Below are 22,532 nucleotides of genomic sequence, written 5' to 3' on the forward strand. Positions count from 1 at the left end.
AGTGTTAAGGAAAACGCGATATGGACATCGGTCCAGTTACTATTGTGGCGAAAGGCAGTGCGCTTGTTTATCAAGTGAATTTCGACCTAAAAGGAAGTCATCAACAACTTTGGTTTGAAGTTGACAACCTTGCCCAACAAGAACTGTCGAGTAGCGGTGACACTGCTTTAATGGCTTTATTACTTCCAGCAATGTTAGCCAATGAAAACATTCATGTTAAAGGTAGCGTTTCTGAGCGTTTACTATTTAGTTTAAATGGCGCTTACCAAACCATACTGACCCAAACCATTCCTTATTTGCAGCGAGTGAACATTACCGCCGAGCACTGCAATACACAAAGCTCGTCAGCTACCGGCGTTATCACTGGCTTTTCTGCGGGCGTAGATTCGTTTTGCACCATTACCGACTACTTTTCAAATAGCCCTCCTAAAGCGCTCAAGGTTACTCATCTACTTTACAATAATGTGGGTTCTCACGGGCCGGGAGAAGAACGCCTATTTCGCGAACGCTACCAACAATTAAAAGAAACAGCCGATACTTGGCAGCTTCCGTTCATTACTGTTAACTCAAATATGAATGACTTCTATGGCCGTAGTTTGGATTTTCAGTTAACTCACACTCTGCGAAATGCCGCTATCCCGATGTTGTTTCAACAATTCATTGGCCACTTTTTATATTCATCCGCCTACAGCTATCAAGATTTATTTGTTGGCGAGAGCTACGACATGGCATATAGCGACGCTTTTAGTATGCCGCTCTTGGCTACTGAAAGCTTGCAATGTCACTCGGTGGGTAGCGAGCACTCGCGCGTAGAAAAAACCCTGCGTATTAGTAGTAACCCAGATTCATACAAAGTATTAGATGTTTGCGTGAAAGGTGATAGAGCGGGCAATTGCTCACACTGCGATAAGTGTTTACGCACCCTGCTGACCTTAGATTTGGCCGGTAAACTTGAGCTATATAAAGACAACTTTGATTTAGCAGTTTACCAGCAACACAAACAAGCATTCATTAATGAAGTTCTAATTAGCAAAGACCCACTGCTAAAAGAAATAGTGGTTTGGGCTAAACAGCAGGGATATCGCTTTGCTGCTCATCACTACCTTTCGGCCACTATGTTGTTCCTCAAGCGTTCACCGGCCAAAGTCTTTTTGCTATTTAAAAACCAGCTAAAAAAACTGTTGTCTAGCTTAGGTTTATATCATCCCAAGCAATACCACTAATTTGTTCCTCGCGAGCCAAAAGCCTTAACATGACCAAAGATTCCAAGCTAAAAAATCAAGTTCTATCTTCCTTAAAATGGGTAGCCATGGGGAAAATTGTTACCCAAATACTGCGCTGGGCTATGACTTTTTGGGTCATTCGCTTATTAAGCCCAGACGACTATGGCCTGGTTGCTATGTCGGACGTACTGTTTGGTTTTCTTAACTTATTGCTAGGCTCCTTATTCGCTTCGTCAATTATTCAAGAGAAGAACTTAACTAAGCAAAGTTTAAAGCAGTTATTTGGCGCTATTATTGTTAGCCACCTCGGCTTTTTCGCGCTGCAGTATTCCTTAGCTGATGTGGCTGGCAGTTACTATAAATCAGACATAGTAAGCCAAATTTTAAAAGTAAACGCATGGTGTTTTATTATCTTAGCATTAGAGGTGATTCCCGCCGCCTTATTAGCTAAGAACATGGAGTTTAAGCGAGTATCGATTATTGCCGCTATCTCTAATATCGTAGCGGCAGTGTCAACCTTAGTGATGGCTTATTTAGGCTATGGATTTTGGTCTTTGGTCATTGGCGAAATAATCTTTATTGGCTTGCGAGCCGCGCTGACCTTTGCTGCCAAACCGATTAATTTTCTGCCTAGCTTTAAGATAAACGATATAACCGCCATGCTTAAATTTGGCGGTATGTTATCTATTCAATCGGTATTGTTTTATGTATTCATGCATATGGACGTAGCGATTGCCGGTAGGATAATGACGCCAACCGAGGTAGGCCTGTATGCCATTGGCTTGCAAGTAGCACTAATGCCGCAGAAAAAAATCATGCCCTTACTTCGACAAGTGGCCTTCCCTGCATTTTCTCAGATTCAAGATCAACCAAAGCTCATCGCCAACTATGTGCTGAAGGCACAGCGTTTATGCATTAGCTTAACCTTGCCCATTTTTTGGGGCTTGGCCTCGGTGACAGATTTGGTGATTCCGCTGCTACTGGGCGAAAAATGGTTAGGGGCGGTGATTCCTACCACCATCATGTTGATGATTATGCCACTTCGTTTTAGTGAAGAGTTATTTAATCCCGCACTAAAAAGCTTGAAGAAAGTGAACCACATGCTGGTGAACTTATGCTTTATGGTGGTGATCATGTTTATAAGCATAATGATCGCAGCTCGCTATGGTGCAACCGGCTTAGCTTTAGCTTGGTTGTGTGGATTTCCGATTGCCTACTTGATCGTAGCTTGGCGAAATAGCCAAACCTTAAATACGCAGTTCAGCCAATTTGTTAAGTTGCTGTTAGCCCCAATGTTGTCGGGCGCAGCAATGTTTGCGGTGGTTTATGGTGCTAAATCATTTATTGAAGCAGATATTGTAGTGGCGTTGCTGCTACAAATCATTTTGGGTGGGATAACTTACTTGGGCTTGATGCTGCTATTAGATAGGGCTTCTATTAAAGAAGTTCTTAGCATGCTTAAACGTAACGGCTAAAGTCTGTTGCACTTCTGCGGTTAAAGTACAACAGACCAAGCATGGCGTATGTTATTTAGAGCCCCGCAGCGGGCTCAGCGCGGCTTTAATAAGCGCTTTTATCATTAGCCAAACGGTAGCACCAGAAAACTTCAAGCTTAAAGACTGTGACAAAGCTTTAAAGGCAGCAAAGCATTGCTCATTCCATAACAAGTCTTTCCCCCAATCTAGGTAGATCTTGGCCTTCACTTTACCAACCAGCTCCCCCCAACTGGCGCTATTACTACCTTGTCGAGCTAAGAACGCATCTACAACATCAATGTTGTCTTGATAAGACGATAACAAACTGCCTAAGCTTCCCTCTATATCGGCTTTCCACACTAAGCTTTTTTGCAATAAACCGATTAGCCCTTGCTCTGCAATACGCAGGTACAGGTCGATATCCTCAGCGGTTTTTAAGTTTTCATCAAATAAGCCAACCTTATTAAGCACCTCTCGGCGTACCATAAATGAAGATGTCACCAAATAAGGATGTAAAAAGACTTGTTGTAAGTCCTTAGAGACTAGCTCCGGAGCTTGCTCACTTTGTTGGTTGAGGGTTTCTTCATCAGCCTTGTAGGACGTCTCGGTATAACAGGCCACCCAGTCAGGCTGGGCACGCATAGCGTTCACTTGATCCATCAACTTCTGCGGACGCCATAAGTCATCAGAATCGAGAAAGGCAACAAACTCCCCTGTTGCCGCTTGAATACCGGTATTTCTTGCCTTAGACGCGCCACCATTTTGCTGGCTAATTAACTGTATCTTTGCCCGATACTTATCCAAGCTCGCAACGGTATCATCTTTAGATCCATCATCTACAACAATGATTTCATAGTCATCAAAGCTTTGCGCCAAGATAGACTCGATGGCTTTGTCGATAAAAGCCGCCGAGTTATAGGCAGGAATGATAATGCTGACTGCAACTGTCATCGCTTATACCCTCCTGGTTAGCTACGCCTGTAAAGCGTCTAAGCTTTGATTAAGTCTAAGAATCAACTGGTTCTGGATAGCCTCACCACTTAACTCCCCTTGGGCGCTATTAGCAATAGCACTCAGTTGAGAACAAACTTCAGAACGAACCTTAGCGCTCGAGTTGCGCGGCTTGGGTTTATACCAACTTTTGCCAAAACCGACACTTTGTAGTTGGCGCTTCACTTCATCTTTAATGGCATTAACCGAGCTCGTGCCAGCACTATAAAAGTAGTTAGGCACACTTTCCGGTTGATACTGCATATCCACCGTTGATAGCCAATCCTGCCATTTAACCTGATTGACATGGTCACCCAAGATAACCGCCTTCCAAGGAAGGCGTAGCGCATCGGCAACAATAGCACCGTGCATCGCTTCTGTTAGCATCAATCGGCATTGCGCCATCTCTGCAAACACCTTGTCTACCGACCACTCAGGAGAAATAAACCTAAAGCCACAAGCTTCGGCAATATTCTCCCAGTCGGCACTACGACAACTCAAGTAATGCGGCATAAAGCCAATATCACCGTTTTCTTTATGAGTCGGCTCCATCACATTGCGCAGTAATAAGGCTGAATCTGTCACAACGGTACTAGGGTCAAGATCTAAAGCTTTAGCACTGTATGGTCCACGAACAGCGTGAACCTTCCACTTATCGGTAACCGCTGGCAGTTGACCATAGCCCACACCAGAGCCAACAATGTGTAAGGTTTTGTCATTGGGTAACCGGTGGTTCAACAAAGTACCAATGCCCACCAGCAACTCTGAAGAATCGTCATTAAAAAAGTCAGGAAGTAACTTGGGCCATAACCATGGGTTAAGGTCATCACCAAAATTGCCCACTTCATCCTTGTAGTAAAATAATTGCATTTTTAACCTAGTTAATCCTTTGCCTTCGGCCGTGTTCAGCCGAGTTATTCAATTTGTGGTGGCTATAAACCAACCTTTAAGGTCATGTAAACAGCAACGATTACCGCCCAGCTATAACCCATACATCGCCAAACCATTTTGGCTGAAAACATTTCTTCTAAATCTGGGCGCAACTTCATCAAGCGTAAATGACTAGCGGTTTGCATCCCCATAAAAATAAACATCAGCAGAGTGAACTGACGACTTAAGAAAAAGGCAGTCACCATAAAACCAATCATCGAATAAAATAACGCTTTATTCAGGTTAGCTTCTTCTTTGTACTGCTCTGATTTCTCTTCGCTTACTTCTAAGTCTTGCGGATCATCGTCGTTGGGATAACGATTGAATCGCTTCAAAATCGCGTAACCCACCAGCATATTAAGAATTAGCGCACCGCCCCATAGGCTATAGCCAGGCACACCTAATTCCGCAGCCACATGTACATAAGAGTTATGAGCCACTTTGCCGTGATGATCCATAAAGTTACCCATACCTACCCCAAAAACAGGGTTATGGATAAGCATTTGAATGCCATCGTACCAAGCGTCTAAGCGCCCAGCAGCAGAGGACTCAGTCGATGACAAGCCACCAAACGATGCCAATAAGGTGGCAGCAATTGGCGCGCTTAAACATGCAAATAAAATAAGCCGCGCACCAGCATTACTAATAAGGAAATACAAACCAATTACCGCAACAGAGCCCAGCAATGTGCCCCGAGACCCGGTCATATATACGCCGTAGCCAAACGCCACCAAAATAGCCAGCATTGCTATTTTTACAACAGCACCACCTCGACCAAAAAAGTAAGCGACAAAAGGCATATTCATTACCAAGAACATGCCTAAATCGTTAGGGTCACTAAAAAATCCAAGGTAAGTAATGCGCATCTCGTCACGGCCAACAGTAATACTGTCACCAATGCCAATGCCATACTTTCCGTTAAATGAGGCTTGTTGAATATGTCCGTTGTATACCATCACCAAGGCAGCAGCGATGCATATATACATGAGTAAGCGCTGCCTACCTGGGGTAGCGATTAACGCGCTGTAAAGGAAAAAAGGAATAATGGAGCTTACAAATAGGCGTTGCGCCTGAAAAATCCCCCCGGTACCCCAACCATTTAAAAATGCCGACATCATAATCAATGGCACTAAGCCCAGTAACAAATAGTGTTGAGGCTGCAGCTTTATTGGTCTTAAGGTAATCAAAGTAAAGCCAAAGGAAAGAATGGCAAATACCTTAATGATGATGAAATTAGCCGTTGATAGCGAAAATTCATGCGGCCGAATCAGCACCGCAATGCTATATAGGCAAAGGAAAAAGAAAGCCAAAGGTGCTGTTTTTTCCTTAATGGGTAAAGGCCTTCTACCTAGCGGTGTTACGTCTGCCGCTAAAGGATTTTGTCGACGAGCTTGAATAGTCTGATCCTCCATGGGGAATTAATCAGCGACAGATTAACCAAGTTGGTTTCGTCACATGAAAACTTTGCTTTATAGCTTTGCGCGGTGGCGCCCATCATAAAGTCATAAAGCACAGCTTTGCTGTTTAAAATACTCCATACATGAAGTGCGAATCCGGGTGAACATTGCGAAAACTGTTTTTCATCCCAGCCAGATTGATAGAAATGTAACTGCTGCTGTTCTAGCAAATAGAAGTTTAATGCTAAAGGTTGCTGCTTAATAAACACACCACTCATAGCGACTGAATCAGGGTGCTGCTGGCGAAACTGCTGATGAAATTGGCTAAAACGCTGATCGGAAAATGCACCAAGCTTGCCTTTGTTTTGCCACCTCGCCTGATGAAACGCCACCAAGCTTGGCCAATACTGTTCAATTTCAGAGCTTGTTAACCATCTAAACTCTGCCCCTCTCTCAGCTAAAGCTTTATCGGCTCTGCGCCACTGCGAGCGAGCATTTCGGCTAAGCTGCTTTATAGACCACGGCTTTACTTCTAAAGAATAGCGACGAGCCTCGGCAAGCTGAATGTTTGGCACACTATTAAACAGCTGATGCAAAAAGCTTTGCTCTATTGCCGCGCGAGCAACAAACACATCAAAGCTAATCTTAGACAGCCACGCTAACAAAACCTTTAAGGCCTCTGCCTGATAGTCTTGATTTAGCAGTATATCAGGGTATTCAGATGCTACCTCCGCGTGCTCAGGTTCTCCCTGACCAAGCAAAAATAGCTGCTTTATCCCCAACAGCTTAGCGCTGCGCCGTGTGTAAAAAGGCGCTAACACCACCAGCTTTTCATTGGCAAACCCAGCCATACAATAAAGCTCACAGTGCTTGTCCCAAAACTGATTAGTCCAATGTACTAACCAACCAGGACAGTTAAACATGTCTGCTTGGCATAACTGACTAAGGGCCTGCCACTGCTCTTGTATAGCAACAAGTTGGTCTAGTGAGCGAATTTCACGCCACTGTAAAGTATCGGCATCTCTCATTTAGATATGCTAAACAACCTCAGCAAATGGCTAAAATAAAGAAACCAGCATCAAGCTTACTGCTGGTTTCCACTATTTAATCTTTTCTTCCTTAAAAAGATCTTCAGCGCTGTCAATCTACGGCTTTAGTTCGCTTTAGATTGCTCAATATACCAAGGCATGGCGATAGCTAAGCCCTGACCAATAGTGAACTCTGGGGCATAACCTAACAATTGCTCAGCCTTACTAATGTCAGCGCGCGAATGACGTACATCACCAGCCCGAAAATCGCGATACTCCGGCTTAGCAGAGCGCACAACCCCGTACTTAGATAGGTTTTCACACAGTAAGTCATAGAGTTGAGTTAAGCTGGTTTGGTCATTCAGAGCTACATTGAATACTTCACTGCTTTCTAAACCGGCAGTTGCAGCCAAAATGTTCATTTGCACTACATTGTCAATGAAGCAAAAGTCTCTGCTGGTTTCACCATCGCCATTAATGAATACCTGCTCCTCGTCAATCAGTGCCGCTGTCCACTTAGGAATAACCGCCGCATATGCGCCATTTGGATCCTGGCGAGGACCAAACACGTTAAAGTAACGCAAGCCAATAGATGGGAAATTGTAAGTACGTTGAAATACTGAACTATATAGCTCGTTAACATACTTGGTCACGGCATAAGGCGATAAGGGATTGCCAATTTTATCTTCTACTTTAGGTAAATCTGGGTGATCGCCATAAGTTGAACTAGACGCGGCATAAACAAAGGCAGATACCTGTTGCTCTTTAGCTGCCTGCAACATATTCAAGTAACCAGAAATGTTTACTTCATTGGTGGTAATAGGGTCATTTATCGAGCGAGGAACCGAGCCAAGAGCTGCTTGGTGCAACACAAAATCAGCACCAGATAGAAACTCCTGACAAGTTGCTTGGTCTCGAATGTCGCCCTCTACAAAGCGAAATTGCTGCCATTGTTGCTCACTTACCAAACCTTTTACTTCGTCTAAGTTATGCTGATGCCCAGTGGCAAAGTTATCTAAACCAACTACCTTTTGGTTTAACTTTAATAAGGCTTCTAATAAGTTAGAGCCAATAAAACCCGCCACACCGGTAATTGCCCACACCTTCGGTTCGGCTTTTAGTTGCTCACACACTTGTTGAAAACGCTGCACGGTATCAGTCCCCATTACAAACGCAAATCACTGGCGCCAACTGGCAATAGATATTTAAGATCGTAAAGTACGTGGTCTTTTTTACCAAAGGCACGTATTTGTTCTACTGACATATCTTTAAACTGCTGGTGAGCAACCGCTAAAATGATTGCGTCGTAATTACCAGCCTGTGGGCTTTCTACTAAATCAATACCGTACTCTTCATGACATTCTTCTTTGTCTGCCCATGGGTCGTAGGTGTCGACTTGAACACCATAATCTGCAAACTCGTGAACAATATCGATAACTTTGGTATTTCGAATATCTGGGCAGTTTTCTTTAAAGGTTAAACCTAAAATCAAAATCTTACTTTCTACTACCGAGATATTACGTTTCACCATTGACTTAATGCACTGTGATACAACATAACGCCCCATATTGTCGTTAATTCTTCGACCTGCAAGAATCACTTCTGGACGGTAACCAATAGATTCAGCTTTATGCGTTAAGTAGTAAGGGTCGACACCAATACAGTGACCACCAACTAAGCCAGGGCGGAATGGTAAAAAGTTCCACTTAGTACCAGCGGCTTCTAGTACTGCTTCGGTATCAATATCTAAGCGATTAAAGATGAGCGCTAATTCGTTAATAAGCGCGATATTTACATCACGCTGAGTATTTTCAATAACTTTAGCCGCTTCTGCCACTTTAATGCTGCTAGCTTTGTGGGTGCCCACAACCACTATTTCAGCGTAAAGATCATCGACGATAGTGGCGATTTCTGGGGTTGAGCCAGAGGTGATTTTTTTAATTGTAGAAACACGGTGAGTCTTATCGCCTGGATTGATACGTTCAGGGCTGTAACCAACATAAAAGTCACTATTAAACTTAAGGCCCGAGTTCTTCTCTAAAACAGGCACACATTGCTCTTCGGTAGCACCTGGATACACCGTAGATTCGTAAATAACAATGTCATTAGGTTTAAGTACTTTGGCAACTGTTTCGCTGGCGCGTACCAAAGGTGTTAGATCTGGCTGTTTATGCTCAGTAATTGGAGTAGGAACGGTCACAATGAACACGTTACATTTTGCTAAGTCTTCAATGTTGCAGCTGTAAGACATATTGCCAGCAACGTCTTGTAGCTCTTGATTACTAACCTCTTGGGTAAGGTCTTCACCTTGCTGAAGCTCGGTCACTCGTCCTTGATTAATATCAAAACCAACCACACTGCGTTTTTTAGCAAACTCTACAGCCAACGGCAGGCCAACATAACCTAAACCAATTACGGCAATACTCACGTCCATGTATACATCCATTTAAATTTGAAAACAGTTTTCTAATGCTAATTAAACCGCATATTGGAACAGAAAGTAAGGGTCAAAATCCACATAAAAACAAAACACGCTACAAAGTAAGACATCGGGTTAATTAAGCTGTATTATTTTAATGTGATTTATCAATCCAACAAACAGGGAATAATATGAGTAATCATAGGTTTGGAATGAAGAAAATTCTGGCAGTTAGTGCCTTAACCATCGCATTAACTGCCTGTGGTGGGGACACCGCAGAACAGCACTTATCTAAGGCTACCGAATACTTAGCAAAAAATGATCAGAACGCTGCAATCATCGAACTAAAAAATGCCATAAAAAAAGATGCCTCATTGGCACAGGCACGCTTCAATTTGGGTGAAATTTACCTAGAACGTGGTAACTATCCAGCAGCAGAAAAAGAGCTACTTAGAGCCTTAGACTTAAACGCTGAAAAACAGCAACTCATTCCCCTACTAGCTAGAACCTATTTAAACCAAAATGAACCTGAGAAAATAGGCGAATTGATTACTCAAAATAGACCCTTTGAGGCTGAGCTAGAAACCGAATTACTGGCCATTCACGCTCTTTCGCTATTTAGAAATGGGCAATTTGATCCAGCTAAAACCACCTTGAATCAGGCCCAAGAGCTTGGCTTTGAAGGCACCTACTCGCGGATGGTAAAGGCCAGTATCTCTGCAGCAGATCAACAATTTGGGGCTGCCAACGAAACACTGGAACAACTAAGCCAAGAAGTACCAGACAACACAGACGTATGGTTGTTAAAAGGCCACCTTGCGTCTATGTCTAATGACACAGAAGTAGCAGTTGAGTCATATAGCAAAGCAGTGGAACTGGCCCCAGATGCTGCTCAGTTCACTTTGTATTTAGCACAGGCTTTGGTAAAAAATAAGCAATTTAGCGAAGCGGAGAAATACTTAGACAGTATTTTGAAAATCGCACCAAACCACATGCTTAGCAATCAACTTAAAGCTTATGTACGTTTTCAAGATGAAGATTTTGAGAATGCATTTACCTTATCAACTAAAGCCTTGCAAAGTGGTTCTCATAACACCGCTACCCAAATTGTTGCGGGTATCTCTGCTTACAAATTACAAAAGTACGAACAAGCCTTAACTCAACTAGAGCGAGTAATTACTAAAGATCCTCAGAATGCCCTGGCACAACGTTTATACGTAACCACTCAATTTAGGATTGGCCAATTAGACAACGCCTTCAATCAACTTAACCAAGCATCGGTTGCTGAGGGCCAAGACAGCGACTTTTTAAGCACAGTGAGCATGCAGCTCAACCGCTTAGGCCGCACCGAAGAAGCAGTACAAATTGCCGAAAAAGCAGCAAGTTCAGGAGGCTTATCAGAAAAAGCCAAACTGGGGTTACTTAAGCTTAAACAAAATGATTTAGATGGAATTGGCATACTCGAAGAGGTGCTAGCTGAAGATCCTGCTCATGCCCAAGCATTTTTAGGTTTACAAACTCATTACTTCCGCCAAGGAAAAGCTGATGAAGTGCTAAAGTCTCTGGATAGCTGGATAGATACTCACCCAGAAGATCAAAGTGTAAAACTATTTAAAGGTGCCATTCTTGAGCAGCAAGAGCGCTACGATGAAGCACTCGCAGCTTATCAATCAATATTAAAAGACCAACCTGATGACCTAGCAGCAAAACTATTTAGCTCATCGGTTTATGTGCAAAAAGGCGAAGTAGAGAAGGCCTATGAGATAACCTACGAGGTTAAAGCCGAGCAGCCCGAAAACTTACGTGTTTTTGAGTTTCTAATGAGTCACGCTTCACAGATAGAAAAGACTGAGGAGGTAAAGGCACTTCTTGATAAACAACTTGCCGAGGCTCCAGATTCTTCATTGTTGAAAGAACAGTTAGGCCGATACTATTTATTTACCCGAGAGTTTCCGAAAGCCATTGAATCTTTTGAGCAAATTGATGCTTTAACCCGCGAAGACAGAGTTTGGCAATTGATCGGTGATTTGTACCTAGAAACGGATAATCAAGAGAAGGCCATTTTAAGTTATCAAGCTTGGCTAGAAAACTCTCCTCTCTCGCTACCGGCGTATGTTAAGAACATCAACATCTTAGAATCTTCTGGTAACTTGAAAGAAGCCGTCGCCTTAAGCAATAGAGCAGTAAAACTATATAAAAATAACCAACGTTTATTGTTTGTTCATTCTGTATTGCAGCTAAAAGCGGGTGATGCCGTAGCCAGCCAAGATGCTCTAAACAACCTTGATGCGAATCAAATGAACACACCTGCGGTTTTGCAGCAGCAAGGTTACATTTATTTAGTTCAAGAAAACTGGCCTGCAGCAACGGATACTTTCAATAAACTATATAAAGCTTATCCAAGTACCCAAACTGCCAACCTGTTAATCAAATCATACAAAGAAGCAGATAAAATCGAGCAAGCCGTTGCTTTCATTAGACAAGCTATCGATGTTCATGGCGAAGCGGCAAAACCTCTTCAACTGCAACTTGCAGAGCTGCAAATGAAAGCTAACCCGCAGCAAGCAATTGAGGAGTACCAAGCGATCATTAAAGATCAGCCGGATAACTTTGTAGCCTGGAACAACCTCGCTTGGGTTTACCATGACTTAAACGAATTTGAAGTAGCCTTAACTTACGCCAAGCAAGCCCACGAACTAAAGCCGGATATACCACAGGTAAAAGACACCTACGGCTACATGTTACTTAAGTCAGGGAAAATAGTAGAAGCAACTAAAGCGCTTGAAGATAGTTACAAGCAAGATGCTAGTAACGAGGTAGGGTTGCACTTGGCAGAAGCACTAATTGCAAATAAGCAAACCAAAGAAGCTAAACAACTACTCGATGGATTAATAAATATTGAGCCAGAGTTAGCCAATAAAAAAGCTGAGCTAGAAGCTCAGCTAAATTAATCTATATTGCCCTAATAAGACCTTATTGGGGCAAGTATAAACCCTTAGATTCACACCATTTATGGCTCTCTCGTAAGGATATGTTCGGAGAGTCATTTTTATAGAAACTCGGTGAATACATTTTTTTAATATAGTCATCATTGTCATCATTGTTTCTAGCTGCTAGACAACCCTTTTCTACTTCTTTATCAATGTTACGCATTAAGACTTGAAAGCCTACCGGTAAAGTACGTGTAAGTGTTCCTGCACTAATGTAGTAAGGCGCGCGTAAGCCATGATACTCAATAGCTGGACCAAGCTGCTCAAACTTAATACCTAAAAAGCTCATACTTCTAGCAAGACGCGGCTCCATCATAACAAAGGCGTGATGGGTGCCAGCTCGCACAGCTAGAGCGGCAATAGACAAATACAAACCAATAGCTAAAAAAGGAAAGCAACGTAACTCTTCCTCAGAATAGGTTTGCTCATTGATCGCACCAGAGGCAGCACCATCAAAGTTATCCGCTTTACGACGTCGGAATTGTGGGCGAACCGCTAAACGCGATATTTCACAAATTTCGCTTCTAGCAAATTGCGAAGGGTGATATTTAGCACCTTCAATAGCATTAGAACAAAACTTCTCGATGGGCAGTAACTCATCTTTACTAGAAGGAGATACTATTCGCACACAGCCTGCATAGTTGGTACTAGGTTTGTGCTCGATTAAACAAAAGCGAGAGTATTCATCAAACTCATCTTGTTCCATACCGTTTTCACGGACTGGCTCAAAATTAAGTTCCTCACAGTATACGTCATGACGAATTCGAAATGCTTCTTGTACGGTATCGGTTTTATAAGCAACTACCGGGCGAAGATACTCTGCAAAGTGCTGAGCAATTAGCTTAGCTTCTCGCTTAACCAATAACGAAATGCCACCTCTCACAACAGCCCCAAGATAAGGGATACTTGCTAGGTTTTTCACATGTTTGTTTCGGATCATAAAGCGCTCTCAAAGCTTCAAACTTTCTAAACATAACATTTAGATTTTAGAAACAATTTAGAATTATAAAAGGCAGGCTTGCAGAAAAAACAAAGCGCAGAACTAGGCTGCGCTTTGGATGTACAATGCTAAAACTTAGCGACTTTTAATTAAGCATTATGCGCGGCGACGAACAGCTGCCAAGCCTAATAGACCTAATCCAAAGATAGCTAATGTTCCTGGCTCTGATACTTGTGCAGCAGAGATAGCGAAACCAGCTTTCAATTCGTTAGTTTTATCTTCTTCTGTAAGGAAGCCAATACAAGTTGCGTTTGGTCCACAATCAATATCACCTAATACTTCTAAACCTTGTAGGCGAGTAGTTAGGGTGTATACATAGTCATCGTAACCTGGAATTGGTAGTACGAAGCTATTTGTTAAGTAAATGTCATCACCCACTTCTGTGTATGTAACATCTGGACCCAACACGATAGTGAATAAGTCAGAACAGCCTTCTTGGTTAATACCGGCTTGTCCTACCAACTGAGTTGGCTCGTACTTACAAACATTGTTAGTTGGTGTGTTGTAGGTTTCTTCAAAAATCACACCGAACTGAAGTACAGGTGCTGGAGCTAATGGGAAAGCAACAGGTGCTGTAGGTGCAAGGAACAAACCATCAAACAATGTAGCTGCTACTAGAGTATCACCAGTTACACCCCAGTTTTCGTGTACAAGGCCAGTACCTTCTGAAAATGCTAGAGCACCAACACCATCTACAACACTGGTAGTCACAGTACCTGATTTAGAATCTTCAATATTCAAAGCACTTTTCTTAAGATCTGGGTTTTCAGCAGCGTACGGGTCACCCCAAGCAAGAGACTTAGGAAGCTCGCCACCAAAAAGTGGGTCAAAATCATCTAAAGTTTCGCCAGTTGCATCAATACCCGTTGGGTCAATTGAACCAGCATCAGAAGTCCACTGATCGAAACCAGCTTCGTTTAGGTAATCCCAGTCAGTGATAAGAGCAGCGTTAGCAGAGATGCTTGCAAAACCTAAGCTAGCCGCCAAGCATGTAAGTTTTAATTTGTTCATGTCACCCATCCATTTGGTCAGTACGATTCGAAATACAATTCATACAAAGCAATCTAGGTGCCAACTTTAAAAAACCTTTAAAAGCAGTAGCTTAAGAAATAACCAAATCATTGAAGTAAATAGGATGTAAAAATTACTGACACAAAAACCCATTATGTTTACCACCGTAAAAGATCCTTAAGATCCTTGTTCTAAAGCTTAATATATGAAGATTTCCCTTACTAAATCCAATTAACGATTTACCTTGGACCAACAAACAACATTCTGGTGTTAAGTTGCTAAGCACTATAAAGGTAGATGAGAAAGCAGAACCTTCGAACAAGACAGTTACGATTGAGAATTTGAGCTTTGGAAGTGAGAGTTTCTTGAAGGAAATAAAAAATTACTGCTGCGAAAGCGCAGCAGTAATTATATAAGAGCAGCTAATTAAGCGCGGCGACGAACAGAAGCCAAACCTAGCAAACCTAAGCCAAAGATAGCTAAAGTACCTGGCTCAGTTACTTGAGCAGCAGAAATAGCGAAAGCTGCCTTTAATTCGTTCTTCTGGTTTTCTTCAGTTAAGAAACCAATACATGTAGAGTCAGGACCACAATCTAGATTATCTAATACAGTTAAGCCTTGAAGACGAGTAGTTAAGGTATACACGTAATCGTCAAAACCAGGAATTGGTAGAATGAAGCTGTTCTGAAGGTAGATATCATCACCAACTTCAGTAAACGTAACTCCGTCATCTAGTACCAATGTGAATAAATCAGCACAACCAGCTTCATTAATGCCAGCTTTACCTACTTTAGTATCACCGTATTTACAGGTGTCATTAGTAGGAGTGTTGTACGTTTCTTCAAACAATACATCAAACTCAAGAACCGGCGCAGGAAGTGCTGGGCCAACAAAAGGAGCTAGAGGTTGCAGAAACAAGCCATCAAACAAAACTGCTGAAGACAAAGTATTGCCAGTTACACCCCAGTTTTCATGGGTAAGGCCTGTACCTGTTACGAAATCCAATGCACCAACACCGTCAACTACACTTGTACTTACTTGACCAGACTGAGCGTCGTCAATCTCAAGTGAACTTTTGATAAGTTGAGGGTTTACAGCGCCGTATGGTGTACCCCATGCAAGGCTTTTAGGTAACTCACCACCAAAAAGAGGATCAAACTCATCGGCTGTTGCGCCGCCGGTATCAATACCTAGTTGGCCAGCGTTTGAACTCCACTCTTTAAAACCCGCATCATTCGAGTAATTCCATTCAGTGATTAGTTCAGCGTTAGCAGAAATACTTGCAAATCCTAGGCCTGCAGCCAAGCAAGTAAGTTTCAATTTGTTCATTTCACCCATCCAATTTGGTAATAGCGTTTAGATATAAAGACCGCACATAAAGCAAAAATCGGGCCAAATATAATTAGTCAATATTAACAAAGAGTTACACCCTAAAAACAAATGGATCAATTATGATGTGTAAAACTTACTGACATAAAAAACGCTCAACTGTCTTCTTTTAAAACTATCTTTTTGGCTATCTTAAATACCATTCGCTGCAAGGGATTGCGATTACCCATTGGTCGCCACGTTTTCTTAAATCGATTTCGATAAGCATCAAAATGTAAGCCGTAAGGTGCGGTAATTAGATCTCCACGATTAAGTAGAATTTTTAAAACATACGTACCCGCTATACCACCACACATCTTTACCGCCATAGGCATCGATGGCCCTTTTTTGGCGTGGAAATCGGCTCGACTCGGGTCAACTAGATAAGGGCGCTGCAACATCGCGGGGGATAAACCAATTAAGAACTTAATATATTGCTCGTTTTCACTAGTGGCATCTTCAAATCGAAAATACTCTTCGTAACTCATACTGCCAGGCATAAAACACAAAAATGCACAGCCCATACCTAACGGTGCAGCAGTAACTAAGGGGATCTTTTTCTCTAAACACTTTTGAAAGACCAACTTTCGCGCAGCCAAGGCAAAAAAGTCTAGGCTATCTACATATACGTCCACACCTTCAAGGAATTCATCAACATTGTGCTCAAAAATACCTTCAGGGAAGGACTTCACCTCCGCTTCAGGGTTTATATCTAAGCAGATGTTTTCCATTACTTTTACTTTGTCTTGACCAACGGTAGACATAAACGCGCCAGCTTGACGATTAAAGTTGTGAACTTCATATTCGTCAAAATCAGAGATGTGAAACTTGCCAACCCCCAAGCGCGCCAAGGTAACAATGTGCTCACTACCAACGCCCCCGGCACCCGCCATTGCAACACGCTTTCCACGTAACACCTGTTGCTCTGCTTCCGTTACCCAACCGATATTCCGAGAAAACGCATCTTCGTAATTAAAACTCATAACTAGTTAGCCTTATAAGATTGACGACATCCATTCGCCTGCATATAACCACGAACAACATAGCAACTTGCTCTAATGCATAGTAAAAATTAAGATTAAAAGGTCATTCAAGGAAGAATATAGTATGAAACTCGTCTTCATCGTAATCCTAGCCTCTTTTTCATCTCTGTTTAGTGTAGAAGCTTCCAGCGCACTTGCAGACACAATAGAAAAAATCAAACCGTCTGTTGTAGGAATTGGCACCTACAATAAACTAAATTCTCCTAGAGCCAGCTTACGCGGTACCGGATTTGTTGTTGGCTCTCACCTTATCGCCACCAATGCACATGTGCTCCCAAAAAGCCTAAACCAACAACAGAACGAAAAATTAGTTGTATTTGTTGGCCAAGGTCGCTCGCCAGAACTACGTATTGCCAGCGTAGTTGCTAGCATTGAACAACACGATTTAGCCATACTAAAAATTGAAGGCAAAGCCCTAAAACCGCTAACGCTTTCAAACCAGAAAGTTCGCGAAGGAGAACTATATGCCTTCACGGGTTTCCCAATAGGCGCTGTATTAGGCCTATATCCAGTTACGCACCGCGGGATTATCTCAAGTATTACCCCCGTGGTTATACCGGCGAGAAATGCCAGCGAACTAAACCTTGCTCAATTAAAACGCCTCAAATCACCCTATAATATTTATCAACTTGATGCCACTGCCTATCCCGGTAATAGTGGCAGCCCCCTCTACCACCCAGAAACAGGCGAAGTTATCGCTATCATCAATAAAGTTTTCGTCAAAACGACTAAAGAAGCCGTGTTGGCTGACCCAAGCGCGATCAGTTATGCCATTCCGGTAATTCATCTAAAGCAACTTCTCAGCAGCCTGAAATAGTGTTTTGAAAACTTACGGATACAAAAAAACCCTTAAAAGTAAGGGCTTAACTAGTATTCGTACACTTCTAAGAAATCCTGCTTTTAAAAGGGAAAACAAAGACAAATTACACCAAAATAGGTACAGTTCAGTTTTAAATACATTAACTATCAATTAGATAGACAAACTGACCCTGAAGTGATTTCAACACAACAAAAGGTAAACGTTGAATTTATTATCGAATTTGAACGAATTTAGTGTTATTCAAGCAGTTTTCAACATTTCTGACAACGCTGTTTGACGCCTTTCTAGAGCACCTTGTTTGCTAGTGGCAAACCTAAAGTCCGACTCTTTTCCTATGATATGGACCCGACTTTCTGCTCGAGTCACCGCAGTGTAAAGCCAACTACGATCAAGCAACATACTACGTTCAAGTAATATGATTACATTAGCAGCTTGTGAACCTTGCAGCTTGTGCAACGTTAGTGCGTATGCAAGGTCAATGTATTCGAACAGTTGCCAATTAACCTCCAGTTGACGTTTGTTTCCCCCTCATCCAAGTCTTCCAGCTCAATTATGCAAGCATACTCTTCCGTTGCAACAGCGTTTGTTATCACACCCAGGGTGCCATTCTGCACATCATTTTTATAGCAAGTCAGAGTAATCACAACTGGATCACCTTCTCTTAATTCATAGCTTCCTTTTGTTATGGGCATATCGGTAAGGTCGAGAACCTTGCCTTTTGAATTAACAGCATCTTGTAGCTTGATGTTAGCAGCTCTTACTGTTGCGTTAGTTGACGCGACTATCATCGCATTGTCATATTCAGAATACGCTGTTACTGCGTCCTGTAACATGTCATTGCCTGACTCTTGGAAAGTAATATCAGAAGTGGTTAAAGAGGGTGGCTCCTTGCCATTACGAATATCATTGGAATATGCGGGAACCGTACTTGTAGCACCTTGTCGCTTAACTACATCAAGTTCGACATGATTAATAACACCAGACTTAATCACGTCATTCAAAATCAAACCCGCATTGATTGGCGGGAGCTGGTAGGGATCACCGATAAGCATGACCCTAGTCTTATCAGAAAACAAAGTCACCAATCGCCACATGGTGTATGCATCTAACATAGAGGCTTCATCGATCAATAGCACACTGTTTTCTGAAACACTTTCCTCACGAAGTAATCTAGCTATTGTCATGCAATCGATACCTATAGATTGCTGTAGCCGTCTAGCTGCTTTTCCTGAGAGTGCTACCGGGTAGATTCTAAAACCTAATTGTTGGTAGGCATCAACAATTAGCTTCGTTGTTGTGGTCTTTCCTGTTCCAGCACCTCCGCTGAGAGCAAATACATGGTTAGCCAATGCTGTTCTTACAGCTCGTTCCTGAGCATCTTCAAGCTTCCATCCATCTGGAATCGAATTAGTGAATGCCGCTTCCAGTTCACTTTGCCAATAACCTTGCCTCTTACTGAGCTTCTTGAATCGCTTGGCAATGGTTTTCTCGAAAATGTAGTTACCTGAGACGTAGTATTTGTCACCTTGTTTTACAAACCCGATAATATCGCCTGTTAGCAACTTAGATCTCTCAATTAAAGCGGCGTCATTGTTCAAGAGCTTTCGCAATACAGGTTCGATGTCACCCCAGTCTGCGACCGTATGGCCTCTGTCGCTCCATAGTCGCAGTGATTGTTCGATGATAGCCACAAGCCTTTTTTCATCTTCCGGTTGGATTCCGAAATGCTTTTGGGCGACTAAATCAACTTTGCTAAAACGCATCCCCAATGAAAACAAGCGGTACGGGTTCTTTTTCAAAAATCCAAGTGCATCGGTATCTGCGAACCTAAACAGCTGACGTTGCACCGGCTCCTCAATTTCCCACTCAACCAACTGGCTCGCATACTTCAAGTTGATATATTGCTTAAATCCTTCATAAAGCGCATTTACCGTATCATCACGCCTCAATACGGCTTTGATAGCTTCAAAGTTTGTTATTGAACGGTCATGTTCATATGGCATATTTCTATCAGTTTCTAGCATGCTGAATATACCACTTCGGAATTGATCCCATAAGAGCTGCGCTTTTACTTTGCCTATTCCAATAAACTCTTTTTCAGCACTCAGGAAGTTAACAAAGCCGGCACCGCTGTCAGGCATCACACACTTAAGCTTGGGCTGCATGAAACGCCAAACGTCAACATAACCACCAATGCTAACAGGCTGTTGCCGCACGCTGAAATTTTGCTCCTTTAACACCATCCATTGCTGACCCACTCTCGGTTGTATATTTAACTGGCTTTGGGTGGTCAGCAAGATGATTCTGTGTGCACCAGCTTTGTGGTTTACAAATACCGCACCTAATTGAACATTATCCGAGTGGTATTGATATATTCGAGTGATCCGAACCAAGAAGTTGCTATTACTCATTTCCACAGCCCCATTTCAATGAGTACTTCTTTAAATTCAGATAACTTCGCAACTTCTGCGGCGAGCTTTGCATTCTCAGCTTGCAAGCGGTGATTCACGCGCTTTAGGTCGCGAACCTTTGCACTGTCTTTGATGTCCTCATCGCTCGTATTCGCCACCTCAATGACTTCCCCCTCAAGAGAAAGGTTCTGTTTGCGCTCCTGATAGACTCCAGTTGTAGCAAGTTCTTGCTTAAGCGCTTCCAACATATCAAAGAGTTTTTTGTTTCTAGACTGCTTAAAAGCTGATGAATTAAAGCCAAGCTCATCCGCAATTTTTTTGGGACTTAAAGTGCTTCCATGCCAATAATCCAGCCAATTAGGAGGGTTCTTGGCTTTCATTTCAGAAACCCACGCGATAAAAAGATCCCTGTTTATCTGCCCTTTCTCTTTGCTCACTTACTTCCCCTGCAATCAACTTATCTATTTACACATACCGATGCTTCGCATCCAAAAAAGCCATGTTCTTTGTTACACCTTCACTTCGCCCCAAGGCCACTGTGGTTCAAACGGAGCACTAACTAACAGCAATATTTAAAAAAGGCTGTTCTGCTCCAGATCAGGTGCTGAATCTAGGTATCTATTGAGCGTAGGCCGGGATATTCCAAAGTGCTTGGCTACATCTGATTTCAGCACCGATGGATCTTGCAGCATCGATTTAGCCAACTTGACCTGTTTATCGCTTAGTTTCTGCTTTCTTCCGCCCTTTCGACCTCTTGCACGTGCCGCTTCAAGCCCAGCTTTGGTTCTTTCTACAATGATGTCTCTTTCAAACTCTGCGATAGCCCCAATCACGTTGAAAATGAGTTTTCCTGTCGACGTTGTGGTGTCGATACTTTCAGAAAGACTGATAAATTGAACTTCAGCCTCTTTGAAGCTATCAAGCAAGGCGATGAGGTCTTTGAGGCTACGACCCAGCCTGTCTAATTTGTAAACCACAACGGTGTCACCATTACGTATAATGTCTAACAGTCTGGTCAGCTCTGGCCTGTATTTACTCTTACCAGACTCCTTCTCAACCAGCACTTTTTCACAGCCTGCTTCTCGAAGCTTATCAACTTGATAATTGCAGTTTTGATCTGCGGTACTTACTCTCGCATAACCAATTTTCACGTAACACCCCCATCCGTTTGTGTTACGTAGAATAGTTTACGGGTTTATTTACGTCAATAAGATTGAATAAATTGAAATTGAGGGAGGGACAAGCGCGTAACGTAAACGTTCGTTAGCTTTCTTAGTTTCTAACTTGTTGTTACCCATTGTGTTTTAACGCTATTTTAAATGCACTTGAGTTAACCTACTTTTTCTTATGCCACAAAGTAATGTTGATTTGAAATAAGTAGCAATGTGGAGAGACTGAATGGCTAGAGCAATAAAAATATGTTTAGATAAATTAGGGTCTTGTTATTTCTATTTTTTCAACAACCTGTTAGATATCGGAGAAAGTGCGTGAAATTTATAGCAGTATCAGAAGATCCATTTCATGAGATTGAATATAGATCCGCTGGGAGAGGAGGAGAGATTCGTAAAGTTGTGCTTCCGTTTTATAAAGCGATTGTAGATGAGTTGCCGAAAGGGGTTTCTTCTTATGTTATTACTTCGGATCTTCAGGGGCGTGAACAAAATATAAAAACAAATAGACTTGTTGGTGAGGTAGTAGCAGAAGAGTTAAGCCTGTTATCTGAGTTAGGTGAAATTCCATCAATTGGTTTTGTTGCTTTAGCCGGAGATTTTTATGATCACCCTAATCTCCACAAAGTTGGCGGCACCGGCGACGTTACGGATGTTTGGAATGCATTCGCTAAAGAATTTAACTTGGTGGTTGGCGTGCTTGGAAATCACGATATCATACAAGAACAACATTTGGCTTCGAATACTATTGTACTCGACGGTAATAGTGACAATTGCTTGGGTGTGCGCATCGGAGGTGTTTCCGGTATTGTCGGGCGCAGTGGCAGAAATCAAAGAAAATCCCAGCAGGAATTTATGAGTGCTCTAGCAAAAGTTACAAACGTTAAAAACGACCTCATACTTTTACATCAGGGCCCCAAAGGTACTACAAATAGTCAGTTAGGTGACTCTGAAATCACAAACCACTTATTGTTAAAAAGTAAAGGAATCGTAGCTTTCGGTCATCGCCATTGGAGCAAGCCTTTTATCGAGATAGGTAAAAACCAAGTCCTCAATGTCGACAAAAGATTGTACCTAGTAACAACCGCTAATGCCTAACAAGCAAATCTTACGTAGCCACTTCATGAACTGAACAAAAGTTTCTTACGATTTCTGACAGATTGCGAGTCTTCGGATAAGATCCGTTAGGGATAACAAGTAGCTCAGGCGATAGCCCAGCTAGGCATCATCGCACATTTGTCATAATGCAATTATGAGA

At 42.4% G+C, this 22,532-nt stretch carries 19 protein-coding genes; 5 read left to right on the forward strand and 14 right to left on the reverse strand.

The annotated features are described in order from the left end of the window. The first annotated feature begins 20 nt into the window (after positions 1–20). Both LQZ07_RS21840 and LQZ07_RS21845 read left to right on the forward strand, forming a co-directional pair. Positions 21–1,223, forward strand: a complete 1,203-nt coding sequence (locus LQZ07_RS21840; protein WP_152785884.1) for a hypothetical protein — start codon at positions 21–23, stop codon at positions 1,221–1,223. A gap of 29 nt (positions 1,224–1,252) precedes the next feature. After that, positions 1,253–2,698 (forward strand): lipopolysaccharide biosynthesis protein, encoded by a 1,446-nt coding sequence (locus LQZ07_RS21845; RefSeq protein ID WP_152785882.1) that lies wholly within the window; start codon positions 1,253–1,255, stop codon positions 2,696–2,698. A gap of 51 nt (positions 2,699–2,749) precedes the next feature. Here the strand turns inward: LQZ07_RS21845 and LQZ07_RS21850 are convergent, their stop codons facing one another. From LQZ07_RS21850 to tviB, 6 genes are all read right to left on the reverse strand, one after another. Then, positions 2,750–3,649 carry a glycosyltransferase family A protein gene (locus tag LQZ07_RS21850; RefSeq protein WP_152785880.1) on the reverse strand — a complete coding sequence of 300 codons (900 nt, stop codon included), beginning with the start codon at positions 3,647–3,649 and terminating at the stop codon, positions 2,750–2,752. Between the two features lie 21 nt (positions 3,650–3,670). Then, positions 3,671–4,558, reverse strand: coding sequence for a polysaccharide pyruvyl transferase family protein (locus LQZ07_RS21855; RefSeq protein ID WP_152785878.1), 888 nt, complete (start codon positions 4,556–4,558; stop codon positions 3,671–3,673). Positions 4,559–4,620: 62 nt separating this feature from the next. Then, entirely contained in the window at positions 4,621–6,030 is a 1,410-nt protein-coding gene (locus tag LQZ07_RS21860) for an O-antigen ligase (protein ID WP_227981666.1), read from the reverse strand. Beyond that, a complete protein-coding gene (locus LQZ07_RS21865) occupies positions 5,988–7,043 on the reverse strand; it encodes a GNAT family N-acetyltransferase (RefSeq protein WP_152785876.1) in 1,056 nt (351 codons plus the stop codon). Before LQZ07_RS21865 ends, LQZ07_RS21860 begins: the two co-directional genes overlap by 43 nt. Before the next feature lie 125 nt (positions 7,044–7,168). Continuing rightward, positions 7,169–8,194 carry an SDR family oxidoreductase gene (locus tag LQZ07_RS21870; RefSeq protein ID WP_249483383.1) on the reverse strand — a complete coding sequence of 342 codons (1,026 nt, stop codon included), beginning with the start codon at positions 8,192–8,194 and terminating at the stop codon, positions 7,169–7,171. Positions 8,195–8,208: 14 nt separating this feature from the next. Continuing rightward, positions 8,209–9,477: a Vi polysaccharide biosynthesis UDP-N-acetylglucosamine C-6 dehydrogenase TviB gene (gene tviB, locus LQZ07_RS21875; RefSeq protein ID WP_016403871.1), complete on the reverse strand. Its 1,269-nt coding sequence runs from the start codon at positions 9,475–9,477 to the stop codon at positions 8,209–8,211. Positions 9,478–9,653: 176 nt separating this feature from the next. Between tviB and prsT the strand changes: the two genes are divergently transcribed. After that, on the forward strand, positions 9,654–12,413 hold the full coding sequence (prsT, locus tag LQZ07_RS21880; RefSeq protein ID WP_152785872.1) for an XrtA/PEP-CTERM system TPR-repeat protein PrsT: 2,760 nt from the start codon (positions 9,654–9,656) through the stop codon (positions 12,411–12,413). Between the two features lie 22 nt (positions 12,414–12,435). On the opposite strand, the gene LQZ07_RS21885 is transcribed toward prsT, so the two are convergent. The 4 genes from LQZ07_RS21885 to LQZ07_RS21900 form a co-directional block, all read right to left on the reverse strand. Further along, a complete protein-coding gene (locus LQZ07_RS21885) occupies positions 12,436–13,392 on the reverse strand; it encodes a PEP-CTERM/exosortase system-associated acyltransferase (RefSeq protein ID WP_016403874.1) in 957 nt (318 codons plus the stop codon). A 156-nt stretch (positions 13,393–13,548) separates the two neighbouring features. Then, positions 13,549–14,463 carry a THxN family PEP-CTERM protein gene (locus LQZ07_RS21890; RefSeq protein WP_016403875.1) on the reverse strand — a complete coding sequence of 305 codons (915 nt, stop codon included), beginning with the start codon at positions 14,461–14,463 and terminating at the stop codon, positions 13,549–13,551. A 426-nt stretch (positions 14,464–14,889) separates the two neighbouring features. Further along, positions 14,890–15,792 (reverse strand): THxN family PEP-CTERM protein, encoded by a 903-nt coding sequence (locus LQZ07_RS21895; protein ID WP_152785870.1) that lies wholly within the window; start codon positions 15,790–15,792, stop codon positions 14,890–14,892. A gap of 155 nt (positions 15,793–15,947) precedes the next feature. After that, a complete protein-coding gene (locus tag LQZ07_RS21900) occupies positions 15,948–16,814 on the reverse strand; it encodes a ThiF family adenylyltransferase (protein ID WP_152785868.1) in 867 nt (288 codons plus the stop codon). Positions 16,815–16,938: 124 nt separating this feature from the next. On the opposite strand from LQZ07_RS21900, the gene LQZ07_RS21905 reads away from it, so the two are divergent. Then, complete coding sequence (locus tag LQZ07_RS21905; RefSeq protein WP_152785866.1) at positions 16,939–17,691, forward strand: serine protease; 753 nt, start codon at positions 16,939–16,941, stop codon at positions 17,689–17,691. A 243-nt stretch (positions 17,692–17,934) separates the two neighbouring features. Here LQZ07_RS21905 and LQZ07_RS24730 read toward each other — a convergent pair whose 3' ends face one another. The 4 genes from LQZ07_RS24730 to LQZ07_RS21920 all read right to left on the reverse strand — a co-directional run bounded on the left by LQZ07_RS24730 (position 17,935) and on the right by LQZ07_RS21920 (position 21,256). Beyond that, entirely contained in the window at positions 17,935–18,150 is a 216-nt protein-coding gene (locus LQZ07_RS24730) for an ATP-binding domain-containing protein (RefSeq protein WP_194164226.1), read from the reverse strand. Between the two features lie 2 nt (positions 18,151–18,152). After that, positions 18,153–20,105 carry an ATP-dependent RecD-like DNA helicase gene (locus tag LQZ07_RS21910; RefSeq protein WP_152785864.1) on the reverse strand — a complete coding sequence of 651 codons (1,953 nt, stop codon included), beginning with the start codon at positions 20,103–20,105 and terminating at the stop codon, positions 18,153–18,155. Beyond that, the gene (locus tag LQZ07_RS21915) at positions 20,102–20,542 is read right to left on the reverse strand and encodes a hypothetical protein (RefSeq protein ID WP_249483385.1); all 441 of its coding nucleotides are present in this window, start codon (positions 20,540–20,542) and stop codon (positions 20,102–20,104) included. Before LQZ07_RS21915 ends, LQZ07_RS21910 begins: the two co-directional genes overlap by 4 nt. A gap of 135 nt (positions 20,543–20,677) precedes the next feature. Beyond that, entirely contained in the window at positions 20,678–21,256 is a 579-nt protein-coding gene (locus tag LQZ07_RS21920; protein ID WP_249483387.1) for a recombinase family protein, read from the reverse strand. A gap of 336 nt (positions 21,257–21,592) precedes the next feature. On the opposite strand from LQZ07_RS21920, the gene LQZ07_RS21925 reads away from it, so the two are divergent. Next, positions 21,593–22,372, forward strand: coding sequence for a metallophosphoesterase (locus tag LQZ07_RS21925; protein WP_194164225.1), 780 nt, complete (start codon positions 21,593–21,595; stop codon positions 22,370–22,372). The last annotated feature ends 160 nt before the right edge of the window (positions 22,373–22,532 follow it).

Origin of the sequence: Agarivorans sp. B2Z047, assembly GCF_023373605.1 — a bacterium.
Lineage (GTDB): Bacteria > Pseudomonadota > Gammaproteobacteria > Enterobacterales > Celerinatantimonadaceae > Agarivorans > Agarivorans albus.

Coding starts and splice junctions, on each gene's coding strand:
- LQZ07_RS21845 (WP_152785882.1), top strand. CDS start 1,253: ATGACCAAAGATTCCAAGCTAAAAAATCAAGTTCTATCTTCCTTAAAA.
- tviB (WP_016403871.1), bottom strand. CDS start 9,477: ATGGACGTGAGTATTGCCGTAATTGGTTTAGGTTATGTTGGCCTGCCG.
- LQZ07_RS21905 (WP_152785866.1), top strand. CDS start 16,939: ATGAAACTCGTCTTCATCGTAATCCTAGCCTCTTTTTCATCTCTGTTT.
- LQZ07_RS21855 (WP_152785878.1), bottom strand. CDS start 4,558: ATGCAATTATTTTACTACAAGGATGAAGTGGGCAATTTTGGTGATGAC.
- prsT (WP_152785872.1), top strand. CDS start 9,654: ATGAGTAATCATAGGTTTGGAATGAAGAAAATTCTGGCAGTTAGTGCC.
- LQZ07_RS21895 (WP_152785870.1), bottom strand. CDS start 15,792: ATGAACAAATTGAAACTTACTTGCTTGGCTGCAGGCCTAGGATTTGCA.
- LQZ07_RS21890 (WP_016403875.1), bottom strand. CDS start 14,463: ATGAACAAATTAAAACTTACATGCTTGGCGGCTAGCTTAGGTTTTGCA.
- LQZ07_RS21860 (WP_227981666.1), bottom strand. CDS start 6,030: ATGGAGGATCAGACTATTCAAGCTCGTCGACAAAATCCTTTAGCGGCA.
- LQZ07_RS21840 (WP_152785884.1), top strand. CDS start 21: ATGGACATCGGTCCAGTTACTATTGTGGCGAAAGGCAGTGCGCTTGTT.
- LQZ07_RS21850 (WP_152785880.1), bottom strand. CDS start 3,649: ATGACAGTTGCAGTCAGCATTATCATTCCTGCCTATAACTCGGCGGCT.
- LQZ07_RS21865 (WP_152785876.1), bottom strand. CDS start 7,043: ATGAGAGATGCCGATACTTTACAGTGGCGTGAAATTCGCTCACTAGAC.
- LQZ07_RS21885 (WP_016403874.1), bottom strand. CDS start 13,392: ATGATCCGAAACAAACATGTGAAAAACCTAGCAAGTATCCCTTATCTT.
- LQZ07_RS21910 (WP_152785864.1), bottom strand. CDS start 20,105: ATGAGTAATAGCAACTTCTTGGTTCGGATCACTCGAATATATCAATAC.
- LQZ07_RS21900 (WP_152785868.1), bottom strand. CDS start 16,814: ATGAGTTTTAATTACGAAGATGCGTTTTCTCGGAATATCGGTTGGGTA.